Source organism: Paraburkholderia humisilvae (assembly GCF_902859855.1).
GTDB classification, from domain to species: Bacteria; Pseudomonadota; Gammaproteobacteria; order Burkholderiales; family Burkholderiaceae; genus Paraburkholderia; species Paraburkholderia humisilvae.
Genome location: NZ_CADIKH010000002.1, coordinates 124,253 through 140,298, shown reverse-complemented (window position 1 = coordinate 140,298; position 16,046 = coordinate 124,253). Strand labels below are relative to the sequence as shown.

Genomic DNA, 16,046 nt, shown 5'->3' with positions numbered 1-16,046 from the left:
GCGATAAAAAAGAATGATCGTTCGATTATATCGACGCCCCGAAGCGTGTGCGCGGATATCCGTCAAGGCGCAGTCGAGTAAAGACTCAAACTTCGTCGTCCGATTCTCGCGCTTGCCGCGCTTGCCGCGACGGTGCCGACTCCAGTTCCGGTCGCGGATCAAGCCCCACCAGCGCCGCCAGTTCGGCTTCGTCGAAGCCCGCTGCGCGACGCGCGTCGAAATTGAACGGGCCGCGCAGCCTGGGCGCACGGTACTCGTCGGCCAGACGCAGGTAAGTCGCATGCGGGTCAAGCTGCGCGCGCTCACACAGATAACGGAACCACCGGTTGCCGATCAACACGTGGCCGATCTCGTCACGCAGGATCACATCGAGGATGGCGGCCGACGCGTGATCGCCTGCCTGCTGCAAACGCGCGCGGATCGGCGGCGACGCGTCGAGACCGCGCGCCTCGAGCGTACGCGGCACGAGCGCCATGCGTGCAAGCACATCGCCGCGCGTGCGGTCGCACATTTCCCACAGGCCGTCGTGCGCGGGGAAATCCCCGTACGCATGGCCGAACTCGAAGAGGCGCGCGCTCAACAACGAAAAGTGATGCGCTTCTTCAGCCGCGACACGCAGCCAGTCGGCGTAGAACGCGACCGGCATGCCGGTGAAGCGCCAGACCGCGTCGAGCGCGAGATTGATCGCATTGAACTCGATATGCGCGAGCGCGTGCAGCAAGACCGCGCGTCCTTCCACGGATTGCATGCTGCGCCGTCCGAGCTTGCGCGGCTCCACGAGTTCGGGGCGCGGCGGACGCCCAGGCAAGCCTGGCGGTTCATCGATGACGCGCTGCGAGTCCCATTGCGCGCTGCCGTCGGCCACGCGCGCGTGCAGCGCCTGGGCGGCTTGCGCTTTCGCAGCCGGGTTGTTCGCGCGCAGAATCGCGAGCGCTTCGGCGCGAGCGCAGCAGGCTGGTGAATCAGTGGTAACGGGAACAGCGGGTTGCATCGAATGAAGTCGGTTGAACAGAAAATCGGCAAGGCGCCCGATGGTAGCCGAACAGATAGTCGAAAAGACATCGAGCAGACCGAAAATCGGCGGCATGCCGGCCTGATATCGTCGAACCCCGCGCCGAACACCGGTCTGCGTGCCCTTCACGGGCAACCCTCGCGGCAACCTCGCGCGACGGATATGCGCAACCGTTTACAATACGCGCTTCAACCCTGCGGCGCGCCGCCGCACTTCGCCGGCGCGGCCGCCGTCGGCGGCCGCGCCCACCCAGATCACCCGGGAGACATAGTGGCAATCTACAAGCTTGGCGATGCAGCCCCCACCGTCCACGAAAGCGTGTTCGTCGCGGATACCGCGACGCTGATCGGCAAAGTCACCGTCGAAGAGAATGCAAGCATCTGGTTCGGTGCGTCGCTGCGTGCGGACAACGAGCCGATCACCGTCGGCACCGGCAGTAACATTCAGGAGAACGCGGTACTGCACACGGACCCGGGTTACCCGCTGACCATCGAAGCAAACGTGACGGTTGGCCATCAGGCGATGCTGCACGGCTGCACGATCAGGGAAGGCGCGCTGGTCGGGATTCAGGCGGTGGTCTTGAATGGTGCGGTGATTGGCCGCAACTGTCTGGTCGGCGCGGGCGCGGTCGTCACCGAAGGCAAGCAGTTTCCGGACAATTCGCTGATTCTCGGCGCACCGGCGAAAGTCGTGCGCGAACTGACGGAAGCGGATATCGCCGGTATGCGGCGCGCCGCGGAGAGTTACATCACGCGTCGCGAATTTTACAAGGCGCAGCTCGTGCGAGTCGGGTAAGTCAGCCGGCGTTGACACCGGCGGCACCCCGCTGCGCGACATTATCGAGGGAAAGTTGTGAGTGACCAGTTGCAAAAATTCATGTTCAGCGCGGCGCCTGTTCGCGGTGAAATCGTGTCGCTACGTAACACCTGGCAGGAGGTGCTGACGCGCCGCGATTATCCGGCGCCGGTACGCACGATACTCGGCGAAATGATGGCCGCGTGCGCGCTGTTATCGGCCAACCTGAAGTTCGATGGCACGCTGATCATGCAGATTTACGGCGACGGTCCGGTCAAGATGCTGGTCGTGCAGTGCAATTCGGATCTGTCGCTGCGCGCGACCGCGAAGTTTTCCGCGCAGTTCTCCGATGATGCCGCCGCGCAAACGATCGGCGAACACGCGAACGTCCCCGAGCTCATCAACGCGAGCGGCCACGGCCGCTGCGTGATTACGCTGGACCCGCGTAACAAGCAGCCCGGCCAGCAACCGTACCAGGGCATCGTGCCGCTGTCCGGTGAAGACGGCCCGCTCGAATCGATCGCACAAGTGCTCGAGCACTACATGCGCCACTCGGAACAGCTCGACACGCGGCTATGGCTTGCCGCAAACAGCGATCGCGCAGTCGGCATGCTGCTGCAGAAGTTGCCGGGCGACGGCGGTATCGTCCCGCATCCGGGCGAACTCGATGCCGATACGTGGGAACGCGTGTGCACGCTCGGCGGCACGCTGTCGCAGGACGAACTGTTGCGCGAGGAGCCCGCCACGCTGTTCCGGCGTCTTTTCTGGCAGGAGAACGTGCACCATTTCGAGCCGGCGAATACGCGTTTCGAATGCACATGCTCGCGCGAAAAGGTCGGCAGGATGCTGAAGATGCTGGGGCGCGAAGAAGTCGACAGCGTGCTGGAGGAACGTGGGCACGTCGAGATTCACTGCGAGTTCTGTAATCAGCGCTACGAGTTCGACCCGGTCGACGTCGCGCAGCTTTTCGTCGCCAGCGGGCTCTCCGAGGGCGTCGCGCCGGCCGCCGATCAGCGGCACTAACGCACGAGCCTGGCACGCGCGGCGGGTCGACGATCGGCGCCTGCCCCGCCCGCGTCTTGCGTGCCGCCCGACGGCGCGGCAAGATGAACGCGGTCCACCATGTCGACAGCCCTATGCCGTATGCGCGCGACATTTCCCCGTTTTACTCAGGCATCCGACTGATGGAGGCCGCCATGAGTATGCTTTCGTCACTGCCCCTCCACCGGATTGATCAGATGCGCACCGTCGCGACGCTGCTGCTCGTCGGCAGCGCGGCCGCGCTTGCGGGATGTGTGATGGATCCGCCCGGCCCGTCGCCGATCTACAGCCGTCTGCCTGCCGATCAGGCAGACGCGATCGCTGCCGCGCACGTGCTGACGCCTGAGGAACGCGCGCGCTACAACGCGATCGACCAGCAGGTGCTCGCCGAGCAGGATCAGGCGATGGCCGCCGAAGCCGCGGCGCAAGCGTGGCCGAGGTACTACCCCGCGCCGGTCAGCGTCTTCGGCAGCTATTCCAGCGGCGGCTGGGGACACGGCTGGGGCACCGGGATTGGCTGGGGCACCGGTTGGGGTCCCGGCTGGGGATGGGGCTGGTGATGGGGCCAGTGATAAGGCCGATCATGGCTGCGTATCCACGTGGAATCGTACGGAGTCACTCGCGCTTCGATTTTTCGCAGAGCCTGCCCGCTTAACCCGCGCTTTTTTTCTTGTCGCTCTCGTCCGCGCCCTTCTTCGTACCGTGCCGGTTGCGCTCAGCCTTCGGCCGCGACTCGGGATTCGGCACCACGCGCAACGGCGCAGCCGACATTTGCCCGCGCGTCGAGGTCGCCGCCGTCGGTGTATTCGATGCCGGCAATGGCGCATTCGGCGACACGAACTGCACGAACACTTCGCTGTCCTTGACCATCCCCATTTCGTAACGGGCCCGCTCCTCGACTGCGGCGGTGCCGTTCTGCAGGTCCTGGACTTCCCCTTCGATACGCTCGTTGCGAACCTTCTCGTCCGCGTTTTTCTTCAGTTGCTGGTCCAACTGCTGTTGCAGTTCGTGTACGCGGAGCCACCCTCCGTGCCCCCACCACAGCGGAAACTGGATCAGCACCAACAAGACGACCAAAGCGACAGTGACAAGGCGCATGAAGGCTTGAGCAGTAAATACGCGCCGCCCTGCGCTAAACGCAGGGCGGCGGGGTCAATCAGTCAACTGCGAGACAACCGTGAGCAGATTAAGCGAATCAACGCAGATTGTAGAACGCGGATTTGCCCGGGTAGCTCGCGATGTCGCCGAGATCTTCCTCGATACGCAGCAGCTGGTTGTACTTCGAAATGCGGTCGCTGCGCGACAGCGAGCCGGTCTTGATCTGTCCGGCGTTCAATCCGACCGCGATATCCGCGATCGTCGAATCTTCGGTTTCACCCGAGCGGTGCGAAATCACCGCCGTGTAGCCGGCGCGCTTGGCCATCTCGATCGCCGCGAAGGTTTCCGTCAGCGTGCCGATCTGGTTAATCTTGATCAGGATCGAGTTCGCGATGCCCTTCTCGATGCCTTCCTTCAGGATGCGCGTGTTCGTCACGAAGAGGTCGTCGCCGACCAGCTGGATCTTCTTGCCAAGCTTGTCGGTCAGCAGCTTCCAGCCTTCCCAGTCGCTCTCGTGCATGCCGTCTTCGATCGACACGATCGGGAACTTGTCGGCCAGCGTCGCCAGATAGTCGGTGAATTCCGCCGACGACAGTTGCAGCCCTTCGCCCGCGAGCTGGTATTTGCCGTCGTGATAGAACTCGCTCGCCGCGCAATCGAGCGCGAGCAGCACATCTTCGCCGGCACGATAGCCGGCCTTTTCGATGGCCTGCAGGATGGTCGACAGGCACTCGTCGTTGCTGCCGAAGTTCGGTGCGAAGCCGCCTTCGTCACCGACCGCCGTGCTCATGCCGCGGTCCGACAGAATTTTCTTTAGTGCGTGGAACACCTCGGCGCCGCAGCGCAGCGCTTCCCGGAAGGTCGGCTGGCTGACCGGCACGATCATGAATTCCTGGATATCGAGACTGTTGTTCGCGTGCGCGCCGCCGTTGACGATGTTCATCATCGGCACCGGCAGTTGCATCGCGCCCGAGCCGCCGAAGTAGCGGTAGAGCGGCAGGCCGGCTTCTTCCGCGGCGGCCTTCGCGACCGCCATCGACACGGCGAGCAGCGCATTGGCGCCGAGGCGCGACTTGTTGTCGGTGCCGTCGAGTTCAAGCAGCGTCTTGTCGAGGAACGCCTGCTCAGACGCATCGAGACCCATGATCGCCTCGGAGATCTCGGTATTGATGTGCTCGACCGCCTTCAGCACACCCTTGCCGCTGTAGCGGCCCGTTTCGCCATCACGCAGTTCGATCGCTTCGCGCGAACCGGTCGACGCGCCCGACGGCACCGCCGCGCGGCCCATCGTGCCCGATTCCAGCAGCACGTCGCACTCGACGGTAGGATTGCCTCGCGAATCGAGAATCTCGCGACCGATGATATCTACGATAGCACTCATAGTTTCCTCAGGAAGTTACGGTGGATTCGTTGCTTGTGAACGTGCGGCGCGAATGCCGCGTTGCGGCGGGTGCGGCGCCCGTGCGGATCGACGGCCATCGGGCGGCTCGCGGCGTGCGTGCAGTCTATACGGATTGCCGGGCGGACTGTCGGGCGGACGGTCCTCCGGATACGCAGCTGACGCACGGCGCGCGGCATCAATTGAAATCGTGTTCGAGGAACGGCGTGCGCTTGACGGCCTGATCGAGCGTAATGAGCGTTTCGAGCAGATCGGCCATGCGCGAGAGCGGCACAGCGTTCGGTCCATCGGACTTCGCTTCCGCGGGCTTCGGATGGGTTTCCATAAACAGCCCCGCGACCCCGGTCGCGACCGCTGCGCGCGCGAGCACCGGCACGAACTCGCGCTGCCCACCGGAGCTGGTGCCCTGCCCGCCGGGCAATTGCACCGAGTGCGTCGCATCGAACACGACCGGCGCGCCGGTTTCGCGCATGATCGCAAGCGAGCGCATATCGGACACGAGGTTGTTATAGCCGAATGACGCGCCGCGTTCGCAAGCCATGAAGCGGTCTTCGGAAAGCCCGGCTTCGCGAGCCGCATCGCGCGCCTTGTCGATCACGTTCTTCATGTCGTGCGGCGCGAGAAATTGCCCTTTCTTGATGTTCACCGGCTTGCCCGAACGCGCGCATGCATGGATGAAATCGGTCTGCCGACACAGGAACGCGGGGGTCTGCAATACATCGACCGTTGCCGCGACCTGCTCGATCTCCTCGATGCTGTGCACATCGGTCAGTACCGGCACGCCGAGCTGACGCTTCACTTCGGACAGGATGCGCAGGCCTTCGTCCATGCCGAGACCGCGAAACGACTTGCCGCTGCTGCGATTTGCCTTGTCGTACGAAGACTTGTAGATGAACGGAACCTTAAGCTTCGCGCAGACTTCCTTCAGCTTGCCCGCGGTGTCGATCGTCATCTGCTCCGACTCGACGACGCAGGTGCCGGCGATCAGAAAGAACGGTTTGTCGAGACCGATCTCGAAGTCGGCGAGCTTCATACTTTTTCCTCTTTCTTCTCCTCCGTGCGCGCCCGCTGATGCGCCTGCTGGTGTGCACGAGCGGCTTCGACGAACGATTTGAAGAGCGGATGCCCGTCACGCGGCGTGGAGGTGAATTCGGGGTGGAACTGCACGCCGACGAACCACGGATGCATATCGCGCGGCAGCTCCATCATTTCGGGGAGATCTTCGCTCGGCGTGCGCGCGCTGATGATCAGACCGCCCGCTTCGAGCTGCGGCACGAAGCGGTTGTTGACTTCGTAACGATGACGGTGCCGCTCGTTGACGTCCTTGCCATAGATTTCGGCGGCCATCGTGCCCGGCTTGATCGGGCAGCGCTGCGAACCGAGCCGCATCGTGCCGCCCAGGTCCGATTCCTCGCTGCGCTTCTCAACCTTGCCTTCGCGGTCGTACCACTCGGTGATCAGCGCAACCACGCGGTTCGGCGTGGCCGCATCGAACTCGGTGCTGTTCGCATCCTTGAGGCCGACGACGTCGCGCGCGAACTCGATCACCGCCAGCTGCATGCCAAGGCAAATGCCCAGATACGGCACCCTGGTTTCGCGCGCATAGCGGATTGCGGCAATCTTGCCTTCGGTGCCGCGCCGGCCGAAGCCACCTGGTACGAGCACCGCATCGAGATGCTTGAGGCTGTCGACGCCGTTCGCTTCGACCTCTTCGGAATCGATGTATTCGATGTTGACCTTGGTCGACGTATGGATGGACGCGTGACGCAGCGCCTCGATCAGCGACTTGTACGACTCGGTCAGCTCGACGTACTTGCCGACCATGCCGATCGTCACTTCGTGCTTCGGGTTCTCGAGCTTGTCAACCAGTTGCGCCCACATCGACAGATCCGCCGCCGGCGGCGTCAACTTCAGTTCGTCGCAGATGATGCCGTCAAGCCCCTGGTCGTGCAGCATCTGCGGAATCTTGTAAATGCTGTCGACGTCCCACACCGAGATCACCGCGTCTTCGGGCACATTCGAAAACATCGATATCTTCGCGCGCTCGTCATCTGGAATGCGGCGGTCCGCGCGGCACAGCAGCACGTTCGGATAGATACCGATTTCGCGCAGCTTCTGCACGCTGTGCTGCGTCGGCTTGGTTTTCAGTTCGCCCGCGGTGGCGATGAACGGCACCAGCGTCAGGTGCACGAAGCACGCGCTGTTGCGGCCAAGGCGCAAGCTCATCTGACGCGCGGCTTCGAGGAACGGCAGCGATTCGATGTCACCCACGGTGCCGCCCACCTCGACGATCGCGACATCCGGCTCACCGCACGTCGCCGATGCGGCGCCGCGTTCGATAAACGCCTGGATTTCATTCGTGATATGCGGGATGACCTGCACGGTCTTGCCGAGATAATCGCCGCGGCGCTCCTTGCGAATCACCGACTCGTAGATCTGGCCCGTCGTGAAGTTGTTGGCCTTGCGCATCTTCGTGCTGATGAAGCGCTCATAGTGGCCGAGATCCAGGTCCGTCTCCGCGCCGTCCTCGGTCACGAACACTTCGCCGTGCTGAAACGGACTCATCGTGCCGGGGTCGACGTTGATGTAGGGATCGAGTTTGAGGAGGGTGACTTTGAGACCGCGCGATTCGAGGATCGCGGCGAGGGAGGCGGCGGCAATACCTTTGCCGAGGGAGGACACTACGCCGCCGGTGACGAAAACATATTTGGTCATCGCTGGATGCTCGCAGGAAAAACGGATTATACCCGAAAGCAAGGGCTCAACCCAGCGATAAAACCTCGATCCGGGCCGTTTTGTGTGTCGTTTTTTCGACGCCCGTGTGCCGCTCATCTGTCATTCGCGTGCAGCTTAAACCGGCGCGCAAGCGACGAATGGCAGGCGCTCCATGCACGAACCGATCGGGGTATCCGTGCCCTCGCGCGCGCCGTCATTGCGCATGGATTACGCGGCAATTGCAACTCGCATGCACGGTCGGTGTCCGGCCGCTAATCCCGCCGATATCCCGCCGGTGTCGGTTACGCGCGCCGCTCCAGTTCATGCAGCATCCGCTGAACCGCGCGCGCCGTCTCGAGCGGCTTTTCCATCGGATACAAATGACTGCCGTCGATCCATTCGATATGACCGCCCGTCGCGCGCTGTGTCGCCGCCAGTCCCACCTGGCGGATCTCCTTCGAGTGCGTGCCCGCGATCAGGCCGACCGGCACCGGCACGCCGTGTGCGAGCCGCGAGCCGAGCGTGTGCGGCAGGGTCCGGTAAATCAGGTACTCGGTGCGGCGGTCGAACGCGAGCGTGCGCGCGCCGTCGGCCGCCGACTGCGGCACGGCGAAATCGATATAGTCGGACAGCACGCGCTCGTCCCAGCGCGCGAACGCGGGCTTCGCATGGAAGTGCCGCCAGGCGTCGTCGCGGCTCGCCCAATGCATGCGGCGCGTGCGCGTCACGGCCGCGGGCGAGAGCCGCTCGTCGAGGCCCGTCCACTGCGATACGCGCAGCATGCCGCTGCGCCAGCCGGCGATCACCGGCGAATCGAGCATCACCACGCCGCGCACCCAATGGGGTTTCTTCAGCGCGGCCATCAGCGACAGATAGCCGCCGAGCGAATGGCCGACCAGCCACACCGGATGCTCGTACGTGCGCCCGATGTCATCGAGCAGTTGTTCGACGAGATGCGGCCAGTCGCGCGTGACCGGAAAGCGCGGATCATGGCCGATGCGTTCGATGTAACGCAGTTCATAGGCGTCGCCCAGTTCGGCGAAGACAGTGCGGTAGGTCGACGCGGGAAAGCCGTTCGCATGTGAAAAGTGAATGACGTTTTTCAAGCGCTGCTGTCTCCGTTCGTCGTTGCAGGGTCTTGTTCGCCCGTTGCGGATGCGTCGTTGAAGACAGGTGATGCAACGCGCTCGCGCTTAGGGATCCATCCAGTATCTGCGGTGCGTACGCCGATAGGATTCGAGCGTGAGCACGCGTGGTCCGGCCACGCCGGCTTCAATGCGCACTGCCCCGTCTGCGTCGCTGCGCGGCAGCTCGATGTGCCGCGCGACGTATCGCGCGAAGACGCCTGGATGTGGGTGGTGAAAGCGGTTGCGATAGCCTACCTGAAATACCGCGATCAGCGGATCGATCGAGTCGAGGAAAGGCTCGGTCGACGACGTCTTGCTACCGTGGTGCGGCACCAGCAGGATCTGCGCACGCAGCGCATCGCGCTCGCGTGCGAGCAGGCTTCGTTCGACGGGCGCTTCGATGTCCGCTGCAAGCAACGCGGCAAGCGGCGGGGCGACTTCGCGAGGCGCCGCCGCAACGGTGCTGCTTGTGCTGCCTATGCTCACGCGCAGCACGCAGCAATGGGCATTGGGTCTGCCTTGCAAAGGTCCCGGGTCCGGCCACAACATCGTGAAATCGACGCCGTCCCACTGCCAATGCTGCCCCGCCGCGCACGGAAGCGTCTGTGCGCCGGCGGCGCGCGCACTGCTCCACAGTGCATGATCGGGTGGCAACGCGGCCAGCAACTGACGCACTTCCACCCCGTCGAGCACCGCCGCCGCGCCGCCCGAGTGATCGGAGTCGGCGTGGCTGATGACGAGCGTATCGAGCGTGTTCACACCGGCTGCCTGCAGATATGGCACGACCACCCGCTCACCGGCGTAGGTCGACTCGGGCCCCGGCCCTGCATCGAACAACAACGCGTGATGCGCCGTCTCGACGACGATCGCCGAACCCTGGCCGATGTCGAGCGCGGTCAGCCGGAATGTGCCCGGTGGCGGCCCCGATGGCGGCGGCACCAGTAGCGGCAGCCACGCGAGCGGCGCCGCCCAGCGCAGCGGCCAGCCGCGCGGCGCGAGACACCATGCGACACCGGCCGCCGCCGCGGCCAGCGCCCACGCGTCAGGTTGGCGCAGCCGCCAGAGCGCCCACGCCGGCCCCGATACCGTATGCAAGCCGACCGCGAGCGCTTCAAGCAGGTGGTGCGCGATGTTGAACGCGAATCCATCGAGCGGTGCGGGCAACGCGACGCCAGCCAACACGAGCGGTGTCACCAGCACGCTGACCCAAGGAATCGCGAACGCGTTCGCAAGCGGGCCGATCAACGGAATCTGCGCAAACCAGTACGCCGTGAGCGGCGCAAGCGCAACCGTGACAGCAAACTGCACGTGTGCGCCGCTGCGGATACGCGCGCCGAATGCGCGGCCGAGCGTGCGCGCGTGCACACGCGATGCGGCGGCGATACGGCTCGCGCGACGCCTGCTCGCAACGCGCGCGACAGCGTCCCTGTGCGCGCCGCTCGTGTATGAACCATCCAGGTCGACCAGGCCGCGCGCATCGAGGCCGCCGGACCCATCGCGTCCATCGCTGTCAGTGCGCGGCGCCACTCGCCCCGACGTCGCAAACAGAATCGCGGCCACCGCGCAGAAGGACAACCAGAAGCCCGCCGCCGTGACGGCCCACGGGTCGATCAGCAGCACGAGCCCGAGCGCCCATGCCAGCACGACGGACGGTGCAACCCTGCGTCCGCTGACGAACGACAGCGCGACGACGGTAAGCATCCACAACGCTCGCTGCGCGGGCACGTTGAACCCGGCGAGCGCCGCATGAAACGCGCCGAACAGCGCGCCGCATGGAGCGGCCACCTTCTGCGCGGGCAGCACGAGCGGCCAGGCGATGCAAAGACGCCCGCCGATCCAGCCGGAGCGCCGCCAGACGGCACTGGCAAACCAGGCGGCGAGCCCAGCGACAAAGCCGATATGCAGTCCTGAGATCGCGACCAGGTGACTCGTGCCGGTCGCACGCATCAGTTGCCAGTCGGCGGCGCTCACGGCATCCTGCGCGCCGATCGCCAGTGCGATGACGATGCCCCGATGCGGCGCATTCGTGAGCACCTGATCGATGCGCGCGCGCAACGCAGCGCGCCAGCGGTCCACGGTCACGCCGACGCCGCGCGCGTCGCCTTCGAGCCGCTGCGCCGCGGCGGGACGCGTGACGTAGCCGGTTGCGCGGATGTTGCGGGCAAAAAGCGCCGCCTCCGCGTCGCGCACACCGAAGTTCGCATTGCCATGCGCGCGCTTAAGACGCACCACAAGGCGCCAGCGCGCGCCTGGCGTGAGCCCTTCGGGCAGCGGTGCACCCTGTGGGATCCACGACAGCTGCAATGTGCGAGGAAAGTGTTCGACAGGCGCATCCGCCGCTTCGACAACGAACAGAAAACGCACGCCGCCGTCGCCCCCATCGCCGTTGGCTGCGCGATCGCCGGTATAGCTCGGCAGTCCTTTGATATGGCCGCGCACTTCGATATCGCGCCCTTCCCAGTCGACAGGCAGCGCATACGCGAGGCGCGCGTGCGCACGCCATGCGGCATAGCCAAAGCCAATGCAAAACGCAGCAAGCCACACCGCACACCACGCGGCCCGCCTGCGCGCCACGCGTTCACCGTGGCCGCCCAGCCCCCAAAGCGCGCTGCCGCTCGCGACGCAAACCGTCAGGACCAGCAACGTCGCGCCAAACAATCCGGGCAACGCCGCCTGCTGCTGCAGCCACACGACACCCAACGCAAACCCGCACCACACTGCCCGCATGCCCCCTCCGCGCCGACTCACGGCGTGCGCGGGCCAGCGGCAGCGCGCCGCCGCACGCTTCAGCACGCGCGGCCGCCGGCCTCCAGCGCCCGTTGCGCATCACCGCTGTCGATTATGCAGAGGAAAGAGCGAGCCGCGGCAACGCGGCATGCGCGTTAGCCGTTGTGCATAGTGCAAGCTCGTGTTCGTCGATATGACGCTGCTGCGCAAGACTCGCGCCGATCGCGGGAATCTGGTCCGGCGTATTGCGCTGCCGATAGAGCCATGCAGGCGGAATGTCGGGCGCATCGGTCTCGACGACGATCGCATCAAGCGGCAGTTGCGCCGCCAGACGCCGGATCTGCAGCGCCCGCTCGAACGTCAGATTGCCGCCGAAGCCAAGATGCATGCCCTGGTCGATAAAAGCTTGCGCCTGCTGAAAACTGCCGTTGAACGCGTGCGCGATGCCGCGATGCACCTGTTGCCGGCGCAGCCCTTTCAGCACCTGGTCCTGCGATTTGCGCACATGGCAGATGGCCGGCAGATCGAACTCATGGGCGAGCTTCAGTTGCTCGTGATAGAAGAATTGCTGGCGCGCATCGTCGAGCCCCGGCACGAAATAGTCGAGACCGATTTCGCCGATACCGACAAAGCGCGGATCGTCGAGGCTCGCTTCGATTTCCATGCGCAGTGCGTCGAGATCGCTCTCCTGCGCATGCGGTGTGTAGAGCGGATGGATGCCAAGCGCGTACGCGCCGCCATCGACACGATGCGCAAGCTCACGCACGCCCGCGAAGCCCGCGCGTTGCACGCCCGGGATCACGATACGCGAGACGCCTGCATCGCGCGCCGCGGCCGCAATCGCATCGCGGTCTGCGTCGAACTCTGAAGCATCAAGATGGCAGTGCGTATCGATCCACATGCGAACGGCCTCGCGAGTGCAGCGGTTGCCTGAGGTGAAGGTCAGACCGGAACGGGCGGCTCCTCGTACAGCACGCCGTCGCGCAAGCGCACCACGCGATCGCAGCGCGCGGCCAGGTCCTGATCGTGCGTGACGATCACGAAGCTGGTGTCGAGCGTGCTGGACAATTCGAGCATCAGGTTGAATACCGTATCGGCCGTGCCGCCGTCGAGGTTGCCGGTCGGCTCGTCGGCGAGTACGCAGGCGGGCTTCGTGACCAGCGCCCGCGCAATCGCGACGCGTTGCCGCTCGCCACCCGACAGTTCGCCGGGGCGATGCTTCGCGCGATGTGCGAGACCGACTCGTTCGAGCATCGAGAGTGCCTCGCGGCGCGCGTCCTCGGTGGTCATCCGGCGGATTCGCAACGGCATCGCGACGTTGTCGAGCGCGCTGAATTCCGGCAGCAAGTGATGGAACTGGTAGACGAAGCCGAGTGCGCGGTTGCGCAGATCGTTACGCTCGCGCTCGGAGAGCTTCGTGAACGGCTTGCCCAGCACCGACACGACGCCCGCGCTCGGGTCGTCGAGGCCGCCCAGCACGTGCAGCAGCGTGCTTTTGCCGGAACCCGACGCACCGACAATCGCGAGCTTCTCGCCGCGCCGCACCGACAGCTGCGTGTTGTTCAGCACCGACACGTTCAGCCCCCCCTGCACGAACGCCTTCGAGATGCCGGTCGCTTCGAGCACGTACGGATGAAGCCCGCTGGTATCGCTGGAATTTCGCATAGCTTGCGGATTCGGACGGTCATTCATAGCGCAGCGCCTCCGCCGGACGAACTTTTGCCCCGCGCCAGCTCGGATAGAGTGTTGCGAGTGACGACAGCACGAAAGCGATCACGCCGATCTTGGCCACATCGCCGGGCACGAGCTCAGACGGCAGCTCGCTGATGAAATACACCGACGGCGGCAGAAACTGGATGCCAAGCACATGCTCGATCATCGGCACCAGCCACGGAATGCTCCAAGCGATCAGACAGCCGAGCGCGACACCGATCGCCGTGCCGATGAAACCAATCGTGATGCCTTGCACGACGAAGATCTTCATGATCGAGCCCGGCTGCGCGCCGAGTGTGCGCAGGATCGCGATATCGGCCTGCTTGTTGGTCACCGTCATCACGAGCGACGATACGAGGTTAAATGCCGCGACCGCGATAATCAGCGTGAGGATGATGAACATCATGCGCTTTTCGATCTGCACCGCGGAGAACCAGGTCTTGTTCTGCTGCGTCCAGTCGCGGATGTACAGGTCGCCCGACAGCGTGCGCGCGAGCTGATGCGCGACCTCCGGCGCGCGCTGCATATCTTTGAGCTTCAGGCGTACGCCTGTCGGCGCGGGCAAACGGAACAGCGCCTGCGCGTCGCGGATATTGATGAGCGCAAGCGTGCTGTCGAACTCGTAATGGCCGGACTCAAACACCCCGACAACGCTGAATTGTTTCAGACGCGGCAGCATGCCGGCGGGCGTAATCGTGCCTTCCGGGGCGACCAGCGTGATCTTGTCGCCAACCGTCACGCCGAGACTCGCGGCGAGGTCCGCGCCGAGCACGATACCGAAGTCGCCGGGCAGCAGATCCGCGAGCCGGCCGGCGCGCATCTCCTTGTCGATATCGGACACCTGCGGTTCCAGCGACGGATCGACACCGCGCAGCGCGACGCCGCTCACTGCGTCCTGGCGCGTGAGCAGCGCCTGCGCTTCGACGTAAGGCGCCGCACCGATCACTTCCTTGTTCTGACGCGCTTCCTTTGCGGTGAGCTGCCACTCGGGCATCGAGCCGGTCGGCGAAAAGATTTCGACGTGCGCGAGCACCGATAACATGCGGTCGCGCACTTCTTTCTGAAAACCGTTCATCACCGACAGCACGACGATCAGCGCCGCGACGCCGAGCGCGATGCCCGACATCGACACGAGCGCGATGAACGAGATAAAGCCGTTGCCGGTCGTGCGTTTGCCGGCGCGGGTGTAGCGCCAGCCAATTTGCCATTCGTACGGAAGTTTCAAGCGAATCCTTGTCTGCGGGTTATGCAACTGCGGTGTACAGCGGCGGCGCGTCGGGCGGCCGCAGCGGACTACGGCTGGCGGGCTGCGACCGGCTCGATGCGACCGGCCCACCGCGGCTTGCCATCAGGTGCTGCGAAAGCGACGTTTCCTTGCGGCCTGTAGGCCGCGCCGTAGTGGTTTGGCGCGAATTATGACGGATGGTTCAGCGCCGCGGCGGATTGGCCACGCCACTTTGATGAATCTTCAGTCTTGCCTGACCCGAATCGACCGCGAAGTTTGCCATACATTGTCGCCGAATCGGCCGAAGGCGCGCTTGACGGGCTATTTTGAGACGGTGGAGACGGTAGTATCCGCGCTCGGGGTCGTATCCGGCCCATGTTCATTACGGGAGCGCGAGGTGGAACGGAACTGAAAACGGATTCGTGGCACCGGTACATGCTGTACAAGCGCGAGAGGTACTTACGGAGCGTGATTGCGTCAACAGAAGAGCGCGAGGCGATCGCAGCAGGACAGAAATTTGCGCTGGCGGCCTACCCTGACTGTGGGCCGACGACGCGGATCTGGTCAAGCGTGTGAGACGCTTTCTGGGCGACAACTTTTATTGGCACGAGCGCCTGGCGAAGACGGCCCCTGCTTTGGAGATCGTCCTGACGCTGCAGGATATGTGGTGCAAGGCGGGTCGATTGTCGTGATTCCGGAACCCGCACCGCCCGTTGCCGGCCTCGCCTGGCCGCCGCGAAAACCGTAAGCGTCTTCGTTTTGGGGTGTCGACAACTACGACGCGGCGCTCGACGTGCCGGTCATGGATCGCTATCGTGCACAGCTCGCACGCATCGAAGCCGAGCGTACAACGTGGGATGAAGTGTCGTCGTTGGAAGTCGAACCCGAAACAGAAAATTGAGCCTATTCATGAATCACTCAGCCTACTCTGTCGTTTCGTCCTATGCTGAGGACCGCCAGTTGCTAACCGTAAAGGCAGTCAATTCAACCGAGCTTGCCGCGCTAATGACAAACCGGCTCGAAATGCCGATCCTTCTGGACGAGTTCAATTTCGCACTTGACGATGAATTTGCACGACCGCTTGGCGTCGCGATGCTCAACCTTGTCGCGCTCGGACAGCCGAATATCAAACAGTACATGAGTGTTACCCCGGAGCCGATCTCGGACACTACGAACAACAAGAATTGACTGTCT

At 64.2% G+C, this 16,046-nt stretch carries 14 protein-coding genes; 4 read left to right on the top strand and 10 right to left on the bottom strand.

What is annotated here, in order from left to right; all coding sequences use genetic code 11:
• Positions 1–85 precede the first annotated feature (85 nt).
• Positions 86–991 carry a ferritin-like domain-containing protein gene (locus HV796_RS02315; RefSeq protein WP_175225011.1) on the bottom strand — a complete coding sequence of 302 codons (906 nt, stop codon included), beginning with the start codon at positions 989–991 and terminating at the stop codon, positions 86–88.
• A gap of 291 nt (positions 992–1,282) precedes the next feature.
• Between HV796_RS02315 and HV796_RS02310 the strand changes: the two genes are divergently transcribed.
• The 3 genes from HV796_RS02310 to HV796_RS02300 all read left to right on the top strand — a co-directional run bounded on the left by HV796_RS02310 (position 1,283) and on the right by HV796_RS02300 (position 3,408).
• Positions 1,283–1,807, top strand: coding sequence for a gamma carbonic anhydrase family protein (locus tag HV796_RS02310; protein WP_175224774.1), 525 nt, complete (start codon positions 1,283–1,285; stop codon positions 1,805–1,807).
• Between the two features lie 57 nt (positions 1,808–1,864).
• The gene (gene hslO, locus HV796_RS02305) at positions 1,865–2,830 is read left to right on the top strand and encodes an Hsp33 family molecular chaperone HslO (RefSeq protein ID WP_175224772.1); all 966 of its coding nucleotides are present in this window, start codon (positions 1,865–1,867) and stop codon (positions 2,828–2,830) included.
• A 173-nt stretch (positions 2,831–3,003) separates the two neighbouring features.
• Entirely contained in the window at positions 3,004–3,408 is a 405-nt protein-coding gene (locus tag HV796_RS02300) for a hypothetical protein (RefSeq protein ID WP_175224770.1), read from the top strand.
• A 91-nt stretch (positions 3,409–3,499) separates the two neighbouring features.
• Here the strand turns inward: HV796_RS02300 and ftsB are convergent, their stop codons facing one another.
• The 9 genes from ftsB to HV796_RS02255 all read right to left on the bottom strand — a co-directional run bounded on the left by ftsB (position 3,500) and on the right by HV796_RS02255 (position 14,852).
• Entirely contained in the window at positions 3,500–3,946 is a 447-nt protein-coding gene (gene ftsB, locus HV796_RS02295; protein WP_175224768.1) for a cell division protein FtsB, read from the bottom strand.
• 97 nt (positions 3,947–4,043) lie between these two features.
• The gene (gene eno, locus HV796_RS02290; protein ID WP_075156776.1) at positions 4,044–5,327 is read right to left on the bottom strand and encodes a phosphopyruvate hydratase; all 1,284 of its coding nucleotides are present in this window, start codon (positions 5,325–5,327) and stop codon (positions 4,044–4,046) included.
• 196 nt (positions 5,328–5,523) lie between these two features.
• A complete protein-coding gene (kdsA, locus tag HV796_RS02285) occupies positions 5,524–6,378 on the bottom strand; it encodes a 3-deoxy-8-phosphooctulonate synthase (RefSeq protein WP_175224766.1) in 855 nt (284 codons plus the stop codon).
• Positions 6,375–8,060, bottom strand: coding sequence for a CTP synthase (gene pyrG / locus HV796_RS02280; RefSeq protein WP_175224764.1), 1,686 nt, complete (start codon positions 8,058–8,060; stop codon positions 6,375–6,377). Before pyrG ends, kdsA begins: the two co-directional genes overlap by 4 nt.
• Positions 8,061–8,362: 302 nt before the next feature.
• A complete protein-coding gene (locus tag HV796_RS02275) occupies positions 8,363–9,166 on the bottom strand; it encodes an alpha/beta fold hydrolase (RefSeq protein ID WP_175224763.1) in 804 nt (267 codons plus the stop codon).
• Between the two features lie 87 nt (positions 9,167–9,253).
• Positions 9,254–11,914 carry a ComEC/Rec2 family competence protein gene (locus HV796_RS02270; RefSeq protein WP_175224761.1) on the bottom strand — a complete coding sequence of 887 codons (2,661 nt, stop codon included), beginning with the start codon at positions 11,912–11,914 and terminating at the stop codon, positions 9,254–9,256.
• 112 nt (positions 11,915–12,026) lie between these two features.
• Complete coding sequence (locus tag HV796_RS02265; RefSeq protein ID WP_175224759.1) at positions 12,027–12,815, bottom strand: TatD family hydrolase; 789 nt, start codon at positions 12,813–12,815, stop codon at positions 12,027–12,029.
• 41 nt (positions 12,816–12,856) lie between these two features.
• On the bottom strand, positions 12,857–13,606 hold the full coding sequence (gene lolD, locus HV796_RS02260; protein ID WP_175224757.1) for a lipoprotein-releasing ABC transporter ATP-binding protein LolD: 750 nt from the start codon (positions 13,604–13,606) through the stop codon (positions 12,857–12,859).
• Complete coding sequence (locus HV796_RS02255; RefSeq protein ID WP_175224755.1) at positions 13,599–14,852, bottom strand: lipoprotein-releasing ABC transporter permease subunit; 1,254 nt, start codon at positions 14,850–14,852, stop codon at positions 13,599–13,601. The genes lolD and HV796_RS02255 overlap by 8 nt, the downstream gene beginning before the upstream one ends.
• A 909-nt stretch (positions 14,853–15,761) precedes the next feature.
• Here HV796_RS02255 and HV796_RS02250 point away from each other — a divergent pair.
• Positions 15,762–16,040 carry a hypothetical protein gene (locus HV796_RS02250; RefSeq protein ID WP_175224753.1) on the top strand — a complete coding sequence of 93 codons (279 nt, stop codon included), beginning with the start codon at positions 15,762–15,764 and terminating at the stop codon, positions 16,038–16,040.
• Positions 16,041–16,046 lie beyond the last annotated feature (6 nt).

What these genes read in the sequence shown, in the direction of transcription:
- eno (WP_075156776.1), bottom strand. Translation starts at nt 5,327, where the DNA reads ATGAGTGCTATCGTAGATATCATCGGTCGCGAGATTCTCGATTCGCGA.
- pyrG (WP_175224764.1), bottom strand. Translation starts at nt 8,060, where the DNA reads ATGACCAAATATGTTTTCGTCACCGGCGGCGTAGTGTCCTCCCTCGGC.
- HV796_RS02250 (WP_175224753.1), top strand. Translation starts at nt 15,762, where the DNA reads ATGAATCACTCAGCCTACTCTGTCGTTTCGTCCTATGCTGAGGACCGC.
- HV796_RS02300 (WP_175224770.1), top strand. Translation starts at nt 3,004, where the DNA reads ATGAGTATGCTTTCGTCACTGCCCCTCCACCGGATTGATCAGATGCGC.
- lolD (WP_175224757.1), bottom strand. Translation starts at nt 13,606, where the DNA reads ATGAATGACCGTCCGAATCCGCAAGCTATGCGAAATTCCAGCGATACC.
- HV796_RS02265 (WP_175224759.1), bottom strand. Translation starts at nt 12,815, where the DNA reads ATGTGGATCGATACGCACTGCCATCTTGATGCTTCAGAGTTCGACGCA.
- ftsB (WP_175224768.1), bottom strand. Translation starts at nt 3,946, where the DNA reads ATGCGCCTTGTCACTGTCGCTTTGGTCGTCTTGTTGGTGCTGATCCAG.
- kdsA (WP_175224766.1), bottom strand. Translation starts at nt 6,378, where the DNA reads ATGAAGCTCGCCGACTTCGAGATCGGTCTCGACAAACCGTTCTTTCTG.
- HV796_RS02315 (WP_175225011.1), bottom strand. Translation starts at nt 991, where the DNA reads ATGCAACCCGCTGTTCCCGTTACCACTGATTCACCAGCCTGCTGCGCT.
- HV796_RS02270 (WP_175224761.1), bottom strand. Translation starts at nt 11,914, where the DNA reads ATGCGGGCAGTGTGGTGCGGGTTTGCGTTGGGTGTCGTGTGGCTGCAG.